This is a genomic window from Methyloparacoccus sp. NF-16 (assembly GCF_056880625.1).
The window spans coordinates 2,713,491-2,727,816 of record NZ_CP174130.1 but is presented as its reverse complement, the minus strand read 5'-3'; the positions used below and the strand labels follow the sequence as shown (position 1 = coordinate 2,727,816).

Here is a 14,326-nt window from a genome sequence, read left to right as displayed (position 1 = left end):
GCGGACGGAAGCGATGCCCCGCCGGGGTTCCGGTCCCGGGCTGGCGCCGGGTCCGGTGCCCTGAACCCGTGCCGGAGTGCGGGCATGCGCCAGGGCGGTTTCAGTAGGGCGTGTCGTCCCGGTGCAGGAACTCGTAGCTGCCCCGTCCTGCCCTGGCTTCCAGATCCTCGTCGGGATAATGCGACCGGTCTCCCGGCAGCCGGTCGCCGACTTCCAGGTAGACCACGACATGGTCGCTCCGGTTGACCAGTTGATGCCCGTCGGCCTGGCCGGCCGGGAAGCCGGCGCAGGCACCTGCCGGCAGGTTTTGCTCGCCGGCCTCGGTGACCAGGGTGAGCTCGCCTTCCAGCACGTAGATGAACTCGTCCTGCCGGGTGTGCCAGTGGCGCAGGGCGGAGATCGCGCCGGGCTCCAGGCGGACCAGATTGACGCCGAAGTTCTGCAATCCCAGGGCATCGCCCAGGGCCTGCTTGGCGCGGCCGGCGAGCCGCTGGCGCTGCGCCTCCGTCGGGTAGATGGAGGCGGTCCGAACGGGTACGTTCGCGGGGTCGAGGGCTGGCAGGTCGAGCGGTGTTTTCATGGGGGCATGGGGCAGGGTCGCCGGAACGCGTTCGTCTTGAGACAGGCGGGGTCAGGGGCCAAAGGCTTATCCGTTGTCCGCAGTCTTCCGGCCCGATCTGGCAAACAGGATCGTCATGAGGATCGCGCCGGCGAGAATCGCCAGCGAGGCAATGGCCAGCACCGGGTCGATGACTGCCAGTTCGATATTGCCATGAATATCAAGTAGCCAATGAAATCAGGCCATACATGGCACTTTTTAGTTTGGTGGTACACACAAAATCGAAGTGTGGCCATTTTTTGGGGTGACGCCCGTTATCCACCGTTGTGGTGGATGACCTTGTGGACAACCTCGGCGCCTGCCCGATTCGGCAAGGGCGCGGGAGGATAGATCAGAAAATGGTCAACCTGGCCGGCGTCTCGTCGCTCAGCACCGCGCTGCCGTGCAGCTGCCGCCAGTGGAGCATCTCCGCCTCCTCCTCCTCAAGCTGCTTTGTCCCATCCCCGCCCAGTCGCCTGGAAGTGCATGGGGGCATTGTCCTGGATGTCACGCTGGTTCAGTCGCTGGACCAGCTCCACGTAGCTGTCACTCTTGTCGATGGCCGTCTGGCGATAGACGTGGCGGATCAGGTACTCCACCTCGGGATTGAGCGCTTCCGACTTCTCCCACAGCGCCACGGTCTGGGCGCTCTTGCTGAACAGTTCCCCGAGACTCTTCTGGGACATATCCAGCATGATGCGCAGGAACCGCAGTTCCCGGCCGGTCAGCGGCGCGGGCTTCTCCGTGAGGGCTTTGGCGATGGCCGCATCCAGGCCCTCCACATCCACGAATGACACGCCCTTGCCATAGGGCGTGTCGTGCAGCTCGTAACCGTTCAGCAGCCAGACGTTATCCAGCCCACATTCCCGGTAGTGATAGCCGTTCACAGCACGTTCTCCACAGTGATGACGATGATGTACCAGCCGCCCTGATCCTGTAGCTGCCCTGTCACCCGCACGTCAAGGCCGGCACACCAGGCGCTCATGCTGAAGTCGATGTGTCCATTCGGGTCGGTGGCGGGATTGCCAACCAGCTGCCCCTCGCGCAGACACTTCTGAATCTGTCGTCGCGTCACCATGGCATACCAGCCAGCAGCCTGCTCGAAGGTGGGGTAGACGATCCGACCCGCCTGGGCGGCTTGCTGGATCAGCTCCAGCACATGCAAGGGGGACATGGGGAAGGTTAACACGCTCATACCCATAATTTTTATGGGTCGCCCCCTGTACCGTCAACTGGCACGCTGCCGGCCCATTGCCCTCCGCACAGCGCCCGCAACCCTCATCCTTGGCGGTCCTGGGTCCGCTGGCGAGAAAGTCCCGCAGCCAGATGGCGCACTTGGGCGCTTCCGGCTCGTCGTCGCCGTTGTCTTCCTCCGGCGGCAGCGCCTCGCCCCAGACCAGCCGCGACGGGAACACCCCGGGATGGTTCTCCAGCTCGACTTGTTCCAGCCGCCGATCCGGGCCGCTGCCCGGGTCAGCGCGTCCATGTGCCGGGCCGGATCGAAGGTAAGCTCCTCGTCGCCGTCCCGCACGTCGCCCACGAAGTAGAGGCGACGCATGTCCGCCCCGCAGGCCAGCAGGCGGGGCGCCAGGGTATCCCTCGGGTCGTCCTCGCCCGACCAGATCAGCGCGTTGCCGGCCTCGGCCCGGGTGCCGTCCCGATCCCTTGGAGCGCTGCCTTGGCCTGGCTCTGTCAGGCTTTCGGCAGGCGGCTCGGGACGTTGCCTATCTTGTAAAACCAACAGCGCTGATAGCGGGTCCCGGCGTAGACCTCTTTCAACATGGCCCAGAAATCTAGGGTCCCGCGCTCAGGCCGCGGGCTTGCAGATCCCGCCGACCATCGAGCCCGGACGCATGGGCCCACCCGTACACGTAACGCTGTTCGGACAGAGCCCGCCGCGCCCACGCCGGATACGCCCAACCGGCCTTCAAGCGACTTACCCCATTCGCGGACAAGTCCCTGGCCTGGTCACCGACCCACACCGCCAGCACCGCCTGCAAGTCACCGATCGGGACACCTTTCAGGTACCGCCGCCACGGCATGGCCGCGGAGATACGGCCGCAACGGCGCACAGACGGCGGCACCCGGGCCGAGTTGAACGTCACCCCGCGCCCTGAGCGATCCCGGACCTTCGGCACCCGCACTGACACCGGCCCGACCGCCGTCAGCGCTTCCCGTGCCGGCTCAGCAACGCCCCCAACGCCGTTACCCCTCTCTCCTCGTCCTGCGTAATCTTGCCATGGCGTACTCACCTCAAGGCTGCGCTTCAGTCTCGACAACCGAATGGTCAGCAGGGTACGCCACCCGCTCAAGCCATCAGCCCAAGCTCACACACCAGTTTCGACCATGTCTGTGATGAGATTGATCTAAATACATCAGTGCGAACATCAAAAGGCCCTCGATGGCACCGGCCCCGGTGAGGCGGAGAGCGGCGGGCAGGCCGGGAAACCGGCATGAAAAAGCGGGCACGAGGCCCGCTTTGGGTGCGGCAAGCCGGCCGGTTCAGCCCAGCACGTTCTGCAGCAGCCCGTTGAGCCGGCGGACGAATTGCGCCGGGTCGTCCAGTTGCGCGCCTTCGCCGAGCACGGCCTGGTCGTAGAGGATGTGCGCCAGGTCGCCGAAGCGGGTGTCGTCGGTCTCGGCCTTCAGCTTCGCCACCAGGGCATGATCGGGGTTGAGCTCGAACACCGGCTTGCTGGTCGGGATGTGCTGACCGGCCGACTTCATGATGCGCTCCATGGTGCGGCTCATGCCGTAGCTTTCGCTGACCAGGCAGGCTGGCGAATCGGTCAGGCGGGCACTGATCTTGACTTCGCTGACCTTGTCGCCCAGCACGGTCTTGATACGGTCGACCAGCGGTTGCAGTTCCTTGGTGGCTTCCTCCTTGTGCTGCTTGTCGGCCTCGTCCTCCAGCGTGCCCAGATCCAGGTCGCCCTTGGCGATGGACTGCAGTGCCTTGCCTTCGTACTCGGTCAGGTAGCCGACCAGCCAGTCGTCGACGCGCTCGTGCATCAAGAGTACTTCCAGCCCCTTCTTGCGGAAGATTTCCAGATGCGGGCTGCTCTTGGCGGCGGCATAGCTCTCGGCGGTGATGTAGTAGATCTTGTCCTGGCCCTCCTTCATGCGGCCGATGTAGTCGTCCAGCGAGACGTTCTGTTCGTCGGTGGCGTTATGCGTGGACGAGAAGCGCAGCAGCTTGGCGATGCGGTCCTTGTTCTTGAAGTCCTCGATCGGGCCCTCCTTGAACGCCTGGCCGAACTCCTGCCAGAACGCGGCGTATTGCGCCGGCTGGTTCGCGGCCAGATCCTCCAGCAGGCCCAGCACCTTTTTCACCGCCCCGGAGCGGATTTTTTCCAGCAGGGCGTTTTCCTGGAGAATTTCGCGCGACACGTTCAGCGGCAGCGAGTCGGAGTCGATGACGCCGCGGATGAAGCGCAGGTAGCGCGGCATCAGCTTGTCAGCTTCCTCGGTGATGAACACCTTGCGCACATACAGCCGGACGCCATGCTTGGACTCGCGGTCCCAGAGGTCGAAGGGTGCCTTGGACGGCAGATACAGCAGCAACGTGTATTCGTTGGTTCCCTCGACGCGGCTGTGCACCCGGGCCAGCGGGGCCTGGAAGTCGTGCGAGACGTGCTTGTAGAACTCCTCGTACTGTTCGTCGGTGATCTCGTCGCGGTTCTTGGCCCACAGGGCCGAGGCGCTGTTGACGGTTTCCCATTCCGGCGCCGGCGGTTCCTCGCCCTCCTGGGTTTCGCCGTAATGCTCCTTGAGCATCTCGATCGGCAGCGAGATGTGATCCGAGAACTTGCGGATGATGGAGCGCAGCTTCCAGCCGTCGAGGAATTCGTCCTCGCCCTCGCGCAGGTGCAGGGTGATGCGGGTACCGTGCTCCGGCTTGTCGACGTTCTCCAGCGTGTAGTCGCCCTCGCCGGCGGATTCCCAGCGCACCCCATGATCGTGGGTGGTGCCAGCCTTGCGGGTTTCCAGCACCACCTTGTCGGCGACGATGAAGGACGAGTAGAAGCCGACGCCGAACTGGCCGATCAGCTGGCTGTCCCTGGCCTGGTCGCCGGTCAGCGACTCGAAGAACTGTCGGGTGCCGGAGCGGGCGATGGTGCCGATGTTGTCGCGCACCTCGTCGCGGGTCATGCCGATGCCGTTGTCGGTCAGCGTGATGGTGCGGGCATCCTTGTCGAATTCGATGCGGATCTTCAGGTCCGGATCACCCTCATACAGGGCGTCGTCGCTGAGCGCGTTGAAGCGCAGCTTGTCCGCCGCGTCGGATGCGTTGGAAATCAGCTCGCGCAGGAAGATTTCCTTGTTGCTGTACAGCGAATGGATCATCAGGTGCAGAAGCTGCTTGACCTCTGCCTCGAAGCCCATGGTGACCTTGTTTTCGGCGACCGTCATGGTGTGTCGTGCCTCCCGGTGATATGGATGGAAAGGGTTGGGAACATTTCGCCACCCGGGTCTGGGGCCGAGCCTGGCCGATTTCAAGTCGGCCGGAGGCACGAATCAGGCACCTGCCCGACCGCGCCGGCGTCGCCGGCCAGTGGCAGCAGCCCGCGGAGGTTGCGGAAGCTGGTACCGCGGACGGTATCGAGAAAATCCAGCAGATAGGCCGAGCTCGCCATCGTCGCGGTGCTGGCCGCGTACAGCTCGCTCCACAGGCCTTTCGCGCCGATCGGCTTGGCCAGCACGTAGTCCCGCTCCAGATAGCTCTGCACCGACCACTGCGGCAGGGCGGCGATGCCGCGCCGGCTGGCGACCAGCTGCAGGATGGCCACGGTCAGTTCGGCGGTGCGCCGCTTCGGCTCCAGGCCGACCGGCTTCAGGACCTTGCGCACGATGTCCAGCATGTCCTCGGGCACCGGGTAGCTGATCAGGGTTTCCCCAGCGAAATCCTCAGGTTTCAGGCAGGGCCTGGGCGCCAGATGATGCTGCCGGGAGACCAGGCCGACGATCTCGAAACGGAACAGCGGATGGAACACCAGGCCGGGGCGCGGCTGCGGTTCCGACACGATCACCAGCTCCGCCCGGTTTTCCAGCAGCAGGGCCAGCGGGTCGGCCTGGAAGCCCGATACCAGATCCAGCTCGATTTCCGGCCAGTGCTCGCGGAAGCGGTCCATCGCCGGCATCAGCCAGTCGAAGCAGGTGTGGCATTCCACCGCGATACGCAGCTGTCCCGCTTCGCCCTGGGCGATGCGGGCGACATCCCGCTCGGCTTCCCGGACCAGCTTCAGCGCTGTCTCGGCCAGGGTGTGCAGGCGCTGGCCAGCGGGCGACAGGCGCAGGGGCTGGCTCTTGCGCTCGAACAGGCTGACGCCGTAATGCGTTTCCAGCTGCTTGATCTGATGGGAGATGGCCGACTGGGTGAGGAACAGCCGGGTCGCGGCCCGCGACAGGGTTCCGGTTTCGACCAGGGCGGTCAACGTTTGCAGGTGACGGAGTTCCAGCAGGGATTGGTTCATGAATGAAATCGATGAAAGTCATGAAAACATTGAGCTTGAATAATAAACCCTGGCCACCGATCATGCCGCTCCCCATCATGACAGGAGTCGGAATCCATGAGCGTGACACATTCCCTGGGATTTCCCCGCATCGGCGTCGGCCGTGAACTGAAGCAGGCGCTGGAGGCCCACTGGTCAGGCCGGCTGGATGGCAGCGCCTTGGCCGCCTGCGGTCGCCAGCTGCGCGAACGGCACTGGCGGCTGCAAGCCGGCCTGGATCTGGTGCCGGTCGGCGATTTCACCTTCTATGACCAGATGCTCGACATGACGGCGCTGCTGGGGGCCATTCCGGAACGCTTCGGCTTCGGCGACGAGGCGCTCGATCTGGCGCGCTATTTCCAGCTGGCCCGTGGCAACCCGTCCCAGCCGGCGCTGGAGATGACCAAGTGGTTCGATACCAACTACCACTACCTGGTCCCGGAATTTCATCGGCGGATGCCGCTCCGGCCAGGCACCGGATGGCTGTTCGAGGCGGTCGACGAAGCCCTCGCACTCCGGCTCAACCCCAAGCCGGTGCTCATCGGGCCCCTGACCTATCTCTACCTGGGCAAGTCGCGTGAGGCCGGCTTCGACCGGCTGGAACTGCTGCCCCGCCTGCTGCCGGTCTACGCCGACATCCTCGCGCGTCTCAAGGCCCGGGGTGTGCAATGGGTACAGATGGACGAGCCCGCGCTGGTGCTGGACCTGCCGCCAGCCTGGCTGGCCGCCTGCCGGACCGCCTACGAAAGCCTGGCCGACGGGCCGCGGATCCTGCTGGCCACCTACTTCGGCTCGGTGGCCCGGCACCGGGACTGGCTCGACAGGTTGCCGGTGGCGGGGCTGCACCTCGATGCGGCCCGGGCCCCCGAGCAGGTGGACGCGTTCCTGGACGGCTACCCGGCGGACAAGGTGCTCTCGCTGGGCCTGATCGACGGGCGCAATGTCTGGCGCGCGGACATTCGCCGCCTGCTGGCGCGGGCCGAGCAGGCGCGGGCGGTCCTCGGCGAGCGGCTGTGGCTCGCGCCGAGCTGTTCGCTGCTGCATGTCCCGGTCGATCTGGATCAGGAAACCGAACTGGACCCGGAACTCAGGGGTTGGCTTGCCTTCGCCGTGCAGAAGCTGGAGGAACTGGCGACGCTGGACAAGGGCCTGCGCCTCGGCGCCCGGGCCATTGCCGGCGAACTGGCGGCAGCGGACCGGGCCGTATGGCAGCGCGCCGCCTCGCCCCGCCTGCACGACCCGCGGCTCCGCGCCCGCCTGCAGGCCCTGGGGCCGGCCGATTTCCAGCGCCACGCGTCATTTCCGGAGCGTATCGCCCTGCAACGGGCGCGGCTGCGGCTGCCGGGCTTTCCCACCACCACCATCGGCTCGTTTCCGCAGACCTCGGTCATCCGCAAGACCCGTGCCGAGCATCGCCGGGGCGAGCTGAACGAGGTCGCCTATCGCGAGGCCATGCGCCAGGCCATCCGCGAGGCCGTGCGCGAGCAGGAGGCGCTGGGGCTGGATGTGCTGGTGCACGGCGAGGCCGAGCGCAACGACATGGTGGAATACTTCGGCGAGCAGCTGAACGGCTTCGCCTTCACCCGTCAGGGCTGGGTGCAGAGCTATGGGTCCCGCTGCGTCAAGCCACCCATCCTCTACGGCGAGGTGACCCGGCCCCGGCCCATGACCGTGGAGTGGATCGGCTACGCCCAGCGGCAGACCCGCAAGCCGGTCAAGGCCATGCTGACCGGCCCGGTGACCCTGCTGCAATGGTCCTTTGTCCGCGACGACCAGCCCCGGTCGCAGACCGCATGGCAGATCGCCCTGGCCATCCGCGACGAGGTGGACGATCTCGAGCGGGCCGGCATCGCCATCATCCAGATCGACGAGCCAGCCTTCCGCGAGGGTCTGCCACTGCGGCGGCAGGACTGGCCCGCGTACCTCGACTGGGCGGTGCGCGCGTTCCGGCTGGCCGCCAGCGGCGTCGGCGACGATACCCAGATCCATACCCACATGTGCTACGCGGAATTCGGCGACATCCTGCAGGCCATCGCCGATCTGGACGCGGACGTCATCACCATCGAGACCGCCCGCTCCGGCATGGAGCTGCTGGAAACCTTCCAGGGTTTCCGTTACCCGAACGACATCGGTCCCGGCGTCTACGACATCCATTCGCCCCGGGTGCCGACCGTCGAGGCGATGCGGGCATTGCTGGAAAAGGCCAGCGCGGCGATTCCCGCCGAACGGCTGTGGGTCAACCCGGATTGCGGCCTCAAGACCCGCGACTGGCCGGAGGTAAGGGAGGGCCTGGCCCGCATGGTTGCCGCTGCCGAAGGGATGCGCCAGCGGATGGCGGCGGATGCGCAGGCGAGCGCGCGGGAATGCGCTACCGCCACCGTGTACTAGACGGATGCCCGATCCAGGCCGGGGAGCGGCGCTGGCGGCTCCCCGGGCCATATCCGGCAAGGAATGCCTGGAAAGTGTCCCCTTTATCTATGGACGGAGCATCGGCAAGCAAGCGGAAGATGTCGGTTCAAACCTGAAAAGGTAAAAGATAGGGTGCGCGCGCGACCCCCATGGTTTGCGTCCAGGCCTAGGACACCAACACAGGCGCGCTCAAATGATGACTTGCATGCCAAGCTCGACGACCTTCTCTGACGGGATGCCAAAATAGCGGGCAGCGGAGCCTGCGTTGCGGGCCATGATCGTGAAAAGCTTCATGCGCCAGGCCGCCATCTTGCTGGATTGACAAATCAAGCTTTCTCGACTGAGGAAGTAAAAGGTGTCGGCCGGGTCGACATCAATGGCGCGACTGCTTGATCTGAGCGCTTTGGGAATATTGGGCGATTCGGCAAAGCCATAGTGGAGGGTGATTCGAAATATCGATTCAGCCAGGTTGACCACCACCCTCCGCTTCTCGGGGGGCACTCTGGGGATCGGCTCGGTCAAGACGCTGAGAATGATCACATTCTCGTGCATCGCATGGTTGTGGCGGAGGTTGGACTGCAGGGAAAGGGGTATTCCTGCATGATTGGTGGTCAGGAAGACGGCCGTGCCCTTGACTCGGACCGGTGGGTTATCCTGGAGCAATTGATGCAGGCTTTCCATGGGCATGGCCATCTCTTGCAGCTTTTCCTGCAAGATGGCTCGCCCCGATTTCCATGTGCTCATGACGACAAACACCAAGCTGCCAATGATCAAAGGAAACCAGCCGCCGTCAGGTATCTTGGGTACATTTGCGGTGAAGAAGGCCAGGTCTATGGCAAGAAAGCCGAGCGCGACGAGTGCGCTTAATATCGGGTTCCATCGCCAGATGCTGGTGGCCACAACAAAGGCGAGTATCGTATCGATGGACATGGTACCCGTTACGGCTATGCCATAAGCCGCAGCCAGGTTCGAGGAGGACTGCATGGTAAGGATCAATCCGACAACACCGAGCATCAAGGCTCCGTTGATGACGGGCAGGTAAACTTGTCCCTTTTCACCTTCTGAAGTCTGTCGAATGGCCAGGCGGGGGCAGAAGCCCAGTTGAATCGCCTGTGCAGTAAGAGAAAAAGCACCGGATATGACGGCTTGTGATGCGATTACCGTGGCGAGTGTCGCCAGCACGATCATGAAGGATAGCCATGGCGTAGGTACTGTCAGATAAAATGGATTGTGAATGGCTGTGCCATCCCGTATCAGCAAGGCTGCTTGTCCAAAATAATTCAAGAGGAGTGCGGGTAATGCCAGGAGAAACCAGGCCTTCCGGATCGGGGTGCGGCCAAAATGCCCCATATCGGCGTAAAGTGCCTCGCCTCCCGTGACGGAGAGAACGACGGCGCCCAGCGTCAGGGCCGCACGCCAGCCATTATCGAGGAAAAACCTGATGCCATGCAGCGGGTTTGTTGCCTGCAATACGATAGGTGTTGATAGCAGGCTTTTCAGGCCAAGCATCGCGATACAGATAAACCATAGAACCATGATGGGGCCAAAAAGTCCCCCCACTTTTTCCGTGCCGTGGCTTTGGGCGCGAAAGAGCACTATCAATACTACCACGGCGATGGGGATGATGTAGTCATGCAGGCCTGGCTTGAGGACTTCAAGCCCCTCCACGGCGCTGAGTACGGAGATGGCCGGGGTTATGATCCCATCCCCATAAAAAAGTGAGGCGCCGACCAGTCCCAGCAGGACAAGTAAGTACCTGATTTTTGGGTTGAGTCTGGCCTTTTGCATCATGAGCGAGGTCATGGCCATGATCCCTCCCTCACCTTTGTTGTCCGCCTTCATGATGAAGACAACGTACTTGAGTGAAATAACGATCAGAATGGACCAGAAAATCAAGGACAGGATACCCAGAACATTGCTCGGGCTGGCTGGTACGGCATGCTCACCGGAGAAGCACTCTTTGAAGGTATAGAGCGGGCTTGTCCCGATATCGCCAAACACGACACCTATGGCAGCAACAATCATGCTGCCAGATTTTTTATCATGAGCCATGGAGTGATTCAGAGAGGGCGGAGAGAGCCGATGCCAATTTCAGTTGGCACTACGTTGGCCGGATGGGCCTGGTTTTCCTAGCCGAGTGTTGTCCCCCCTCAGTCTATCCATCGGTATCCTATCCCGACATCGGTTATGAGGTGCTTGGGTCTGGTTGGGTCGGATTCAAGTTTATGCCGCAGCTGGCCCATGTAGATGCGCAGATAATGCAGGTCGTCGACATGCTCGGGTCCCCAGACCTCATGGAGAATTTGACGGTGTGTCAAGACTGCACCTGCATTTTTCAGCAGTAGTTCAAAGAGGCGATACTCGATGGGTGTCAGATGGATTTCCTGCCCATCCTTGACCACCCTGCGTAGCGTCAAATCTACAAAAAGGTTCCCAAGTCTCAATGTTCTGCGTGTTTGCCTTATCTCGTTCATGCGACGCAGCAATGCCTGAAGGCGGGCTTTTAGTTCGCTGACCCCAAACGGTTTGGTTAGGTAATCATCGGCACCGGCATTCAAGGCCTCGACCTTCTGTTGCTCCTGGATACGGGCCGACAAAACCAATATCGGTATATCGATGGTTGGGCGTAGTCTTTTGATGAGCGATACACCGTCCATGTCTGGCAGTCCAAGATCCAGTATTACAAGATCGGGGTGGAGTCTGTCAACGTCTGCAAGCCCTGTCGCTCCATCGGCCGACTCGGCAACTTGCCAGCCATGGTTGACCAAGCAGCTTTTTAGAATCCGTCGGGTTTGGCTGTCATCTTCGATCAGCAGAATCAGCTTGCTGCACTCAGCCATGCTAGGTCATGGCTCTTTCGTTGATGTCCTGAATCGAAGGTGGTTCCGGCAGTGGCAGCTCCAGAACGAAGTCGCTCCCCCCTTGCGTGGGGTTGCTGAGATAAATGGAACCCCCGTGCGCCTCCATGATGGAGCGGCATAACGCGAGCCCCAGGCCGACTCCGCTGAGTGCGCTTTCAGGCGCGAGACGGTGGAACTTTTCAAACAACCTGGCCTGCTGTTCAAGAGGGATGCCTGCGCCGGAGTCGATGATGTGGAGTTTGATCTTAGCTCCAATTCGCTCTGCTGAAATCGTGATTCCGACAGCTTCCGGTGTATATTTAATCGCATTTTCGAGCAGATTTATGAGCACCTGCTGTATCAGTACGGCGTCAACAAGCAACATGGGAATATCTCTGGGTATCTCAATCGATATATTTCTGTCCTGTAACGGAATCTCCAGGCGCGTCAGTGTGCTGCCGATAATTTCTTCGAGGGTATTCCACTCCTTGTGCAGGGCCAGCCTTCCTGTCGTCAGGCGCGCCATGTTCAGAATCTTGGTCATGAGGTCTGCCATATGCTGGGCCTCATCCTGGATCGCGGATGTGAATTCCTTCCGTGCCTCAGGTGTTAGCTGAGCATCCTGCTCCGCCAAGGCGCTGGCTGAACCAACAATCCGTGTCAGTGGGGTCCGCAAGTCATGGGATATGGCGCTGAGCAGAGAGTTCCGCAAAATCTCCGATTCCGCCTGCAGCGATGCTGTCTTTGCCTGCTCGGATAACCTGATGCGCTCCAGGGTCTGGCTAATCAGATTGGTAAAGACTTCGAAGAAATTGAGCTCTTCGGACTTCGCCAAGGGCATGATGAATTCGGGAGCCATGATCAGGACGCCAACGACTCCAGACGGAGCGTTCAGGACGATTCGACGGGCATCCACGCTGCTGGTGACGTGTGCGCATGAATGAGGGGGAAGATCAACCAGGCTTTCCGCTAGGGTGGAATCCAGGAAGTCATCGGTAGGGTTGTCTGCGTGAATCACTTGTTTAATGGGGTCTCCGGTAACTTCCGTCAGGAATACCGCGGAACGGCTATGAAATTCCTCTTCTATGTGCTTGATTGCAATCCTGGCTGCCTCTTCCCGGGTGCCTGCCTCAGAGAGGGCCACGCTGAAGCGATAGAGCGCGGAAGACCAATGTTCGCGTTTGGCAGACGCTTCTGCCTGGATCCTCAGTTTCTCGACCAAGTTGCTCGTCACGTTTGCCACGATCAACATGATGCCAAGTCCCGTGATGTTCTTCAGGTCGGTCATCACGAGTGAAAAAATGGGTGGGGCATAGAAGAAGGCGAAAGCAGGCGCACTTAGCAAAGATGCGACAATCGAAGGGCCACGTCCAAAGCGGCTGGCCACCAGAAAAACGCCTAGCAAGTAGATCAGAAGAATGCTGGCCGATCCCAAGAGGCTTCCAAAGGGCCAGCTGACCAGCGTACAGATAAGGGGGGACGCCAATCCCCAGGCGTATGGGGCAACCCTGCCCATCCAGCTTTGCAAGGTCCCCATCAGAAGTATCTGGCGTTCACCAGGAGATGCGTGCCTATGGCGGCAAGGTAGCCGAGGAGTATGGCCGGGCACCACTTCATGTGGCTGGCGAAAGTGTACTTGCCTTTGCTCAGGCCCAAGAGCCCTATGCCGGGAGCTGAGCCAATGGCCAGCAGACTGCCACCGACACCCAGGTTAAGGGTGACCAGCAGCCATTGTCCTTGCGACAAATCCGGGCGCATCGATAACACCGCGAACATCAGTGTTCCATTGTCAACGAAGGCGGATGAGAGGCCAATCAGGATATTGGCCAAAGTGGCGCTATGCTGCCCATAGAGCCAGCTTGAAGCCATATCAAGATAGCCAATGAAGCCGAGTCCCCCAATGCCCATCATGGCACCGTAAAAAAACAGCAATGTATCCCACTCCAGGCGACCTGCCTTTTCGAAGATGGCATAACTGCGCTTGCGTTGCTCCTCTTCCAGGAATTCTGTCGTGATATTCGGCATATCCCCCAGTTCCTGGTGGGCGGTCTTCATCAGGTAGAACTCGAAAAACTGCAATAGCGAAAATCCGGCCATCATGCCGGCAACCGGCGGTAGTTCGGGAGCCATATTGAAGATGACGGTCAGTGCGATCGTCAGGCCAAATAGCGAGATGATCCGTTTTGTGCCTCGGGGTAGCTCGATATGCTCAATAGATATATCGGGCTTGCCTGGAGGGACAGCCATGCTCATAAGGGCGGCAGGGATAAGAAAGTTGATCAGGCAGGGCAAGAACAGGGTCAGGAATTGTGTGAACTTCAAGACGTTGCCTTGCCATACAAACAGCGTTGAGATGCCGCCCAGGGGGCTGAAGGAGCCACCAGCATTGCAGGCGACCACGACATTGATGCAGGCCAGAGAAACGAATGTTGGATTATCCCTGCCTACTGCGACAATGACTGCACCCATCAAGAGTCCTGCGGTCAAGCCATTTATGACGCTTGAGATCAGGAATATAAGTATCCCGGTAACCCAGAACAAGGCCCTGTAGCTCAGATCAAGCTGCACCAACCTGATGCGCAAGGCGTCAAAAACCTTCATGTCTTCCATGGCGTTCAGGTATGTCATTGACACCATGATGAACAGCAGCAATTCCATGTAGGCAAGCAGGTTCTCCTCGAATGCTTTGACGGCAATGTGGGTGCCCCCATGCTGGCGATAGGTGACAAGAATGGCTATCCATATCATGGAGGCTCCCAGCAGCATGGGCTTGGACTTCCGTAGGTATGTCACATCCTCAAGCATGGCGAAGATGTAGGCCAGTGTGATGGTAGTCAGTGCAAAATATCCAGCCCAAGTATGCGTGAGGTCAAGGTGCACGTTCGAATCGGGAAAGTCACCAAGGCTGATGGTAGGCAGGAGGCCGATTGGCAACGCCAATATCCATTTGATGGAAGCCATTTGAACCTCTGGAACCTCGGGGGTGG

10 protein-coding genes and 1 pseudogene are annotated in these 14,326 nt (G+C 61.1%); 1 reads left to right on the top strand and 10 read right to left on the bottom strand.

What is annotated here, in order from left to right:
* Positions 1 to 100: 100 nt before the first annotated feature.
* The 6 genes and pseudogenes from ACH5N8_RS12925 to ACH5N8_RS12900 all read right to left on the bottom strand — a co-directional run bounded on the left by ACH5N8_RS12925 (position 101) and on the right by ACH5N8_RS12900 (position 6,072).
* Positions 101 to 580, bottom strand: coding sequence for a cupin domain-containing protein (locus ACH5N8_RS12925; protein ID WP_483281606.1), 480 nt, complete (start codon positions 578 to 580; stop codon positions 101 to 103).
* 461 nt (positions 581 to 1,041) lie between these two features.
* Positions 1,042 to 1,485 (bottom strand): hypothetical protein, encoded by a 444-nt coding sequence (locus tag ACH5N8_RS12920; protein ID WP_483281605.1) that lies wholly within the window; start codon positions 1,483 to 1,485, stop codon positions 1,042 to 1,044.
* Complete coding sequence (locus ACH5N8_RS12915) at positions 1,482 to 1,772, bottom strand: hypothetical protein (protein ID WP_483281604.1); 291 nt, start codon at positions 1,770 to 1,772, stop codon at positions 1,482 to 1,484. Before ACH5N8_RS12915 ends, ACH5N8_RS12920 begins: the two co-directional genes overlap by 4 nt.
* Positions 1,773 to 2,293: 521 nt before the next feature.
* Positions 2,294 to 2,781: pseudogene (locus ACH5N8_RS12910) on the bottom strand (transposase); the annotation flags it as partial.
* 319 nt (positions 2,782 to 3,100) lie between these two features.
* Entirely contained in the window at positions 3,101 to 5,011 is a 1,911-nt protein-coding gene (gene htpG / locus ACH5N8_RS12905) for a molecular chaperone HtpG (protein WP_483281603.1), read from the bottom strand.
* Positions 5,012 to 5,094: 83 nt separating this feature from the next.
* A complete protein-coding gene (locus ACH5N8_RS12900) occupies positions 5,095 to 6,072 on the bottom strand; it encodes a LysR family transcriptional regulator (RefSeq protein WP_483281602.1) in 978 nt (325 codons plus the stop codon).
* Positions 6,073 to 6,168: 96 nt separating this feature from the next.
* Here ACH5N8_RS12900 and metE point away from each other — a divergent pair, with 96 nt between their 5' ends.
* Positions 6,169 to 8,478, top strand: a complete 2,310-nt coding sequence (gene metE / locus ACH5N8_RS12895) for a 5-methyltetrahydropteroyltriglutamate--homocysteine S-methyltransferase (protein ID WP_483281601.1) — start codon at positions 6,169 to 6,171, stop codon at positions 8,476 to 8,478.
* Positions 8,479 to 8,688: 210 nt separating this feature from the next.
* On the opposite strand, the gene ACH5N8_RS12890 is transcribed toward metE, so the two are convergent.
* From ACH5N8_RS12890 to nhaD, 4 genes are all read right to left on the bottom strand, one after another.
* Positions 8,689 to 10,551, bottom strand: coding sequence for a potassium transporter Kup (locus tag ACH5N8_RS12890; protein ID WP_483281600.1), 1,863 nt, complete (start codon positions 10,549 to 10,551; stop codon positions 8,689 to 8,691).
* A gap of 98 nt (positions 10,552 to 10,649) precedes the next feature.
* Positions 10,650 to 11,339, bottom strand: a complete 690-nt coding sequence (locus ACH5N8_RS12885; protein WP_483281599.1) for a response regulator — start codon at positions 11,337 to 11,339, stop codon at positions 10,650 to 10,652.
* Between the two features lies 1 nt (position 11,340).
* The gene (locus ACH5N8_RS12880; RefSeq protein ID WP_483283194.1) at positions 11,341 to 12,855 is read right to left on the bottom strand and encodes a DUF4118 domain-containing protein; all 1,515 of its coding nucleotides are present in this window, start codon (positions 12,853 to 12,855) and stop codon (positions 11,341 to 11,343) included.
* A gap of 20 nt (positions 12,856 to 12,875) precedes the next feature.
* Positions 12,876 to 14,300, bottom strand: coding sequence for a sodium:proton antiporter NhaD (nhaD, locus tag ACH5N8_RS12875; RefSeq protein WP_483281598.1), 1,425 nt, complete (start codon positions 14,298 to 14,300; stop codon positions 12,876 to 12,878).
* Positions 14,301 to 14,326 lie beyond the last annotated feature (26 nt).

What these genes read in the sequence shown, in the direction of transcription:
- ACH5N8_RS12925 (WP_483281606.1), bottom strand. Translation starts at nt 580, where the DNA reads ATGAAAACACCGCTCGACCTGCCAGCCCTCGACCCCGCGAACGTACCC.
- ACH5N8_RS12915 (WP_483281604.1), bottom strand. Translation starts at nt 1,772, where the DNA reads ATGTCCCCCTTGCATGTGCTGGAGCTGATCCAGCAAGCCGCCCAGGCG.
- htpG (WP_483281603.1), bottom strand. Translation starts at nt 5,011, where the DNA reads ATGACGGTCGCCGAAAACAAGGTCACCATGGGCTTCGAGGCAGAGGTC.
- ACH5N8_RS12900 (WP_483281602.1), bottom strand. Translation starts at nt 6,072, where the DNA reads ATGAACCAATCCCTGCTGGAACTCCGTCACCTGCAAACGTTGACCGCC.
- metE (WP_483281601.1), top strand. Translation starts at nt 6,169, where the DNA reads ATGAGCGTGACACATTCCCTGGGATTTCCCCGCATCGGCGTCGGCCGT.
- ACH5N8_RS12890 (WP_483281600.1), bottom strand. Translation starts at nt 10,551, where the DNA reads ATGGCTCATGATAAAAAATCTGGCAGCATGATTGTTGCTGCCATAGGT.
- ACH5N8_RS12885 (WP_483281599.1), bottom strand. Translation starts at nt 11,339, where the DNA reads ATGGCTGAGTGCAGCAAGCTGATTCTGCTGATCGAAGATGACAGCCAA.
- ACH5N8_RS12880 (WP_483283194.1), bottom strand. Translation starts at nt 12,855, where the DNA reads ATGGGCAGGGTTGCCCCATACGCCTGGGGATTGGCGTCCCCCCTTATC.
- nhaD (WP_483281598.1), bottom strand. Translation starts at nt 14,300, where the DNA reads ATGGCTTCCATCAAATGGATATTGGCGTTGCCAATCGGCCTCCTGCCT.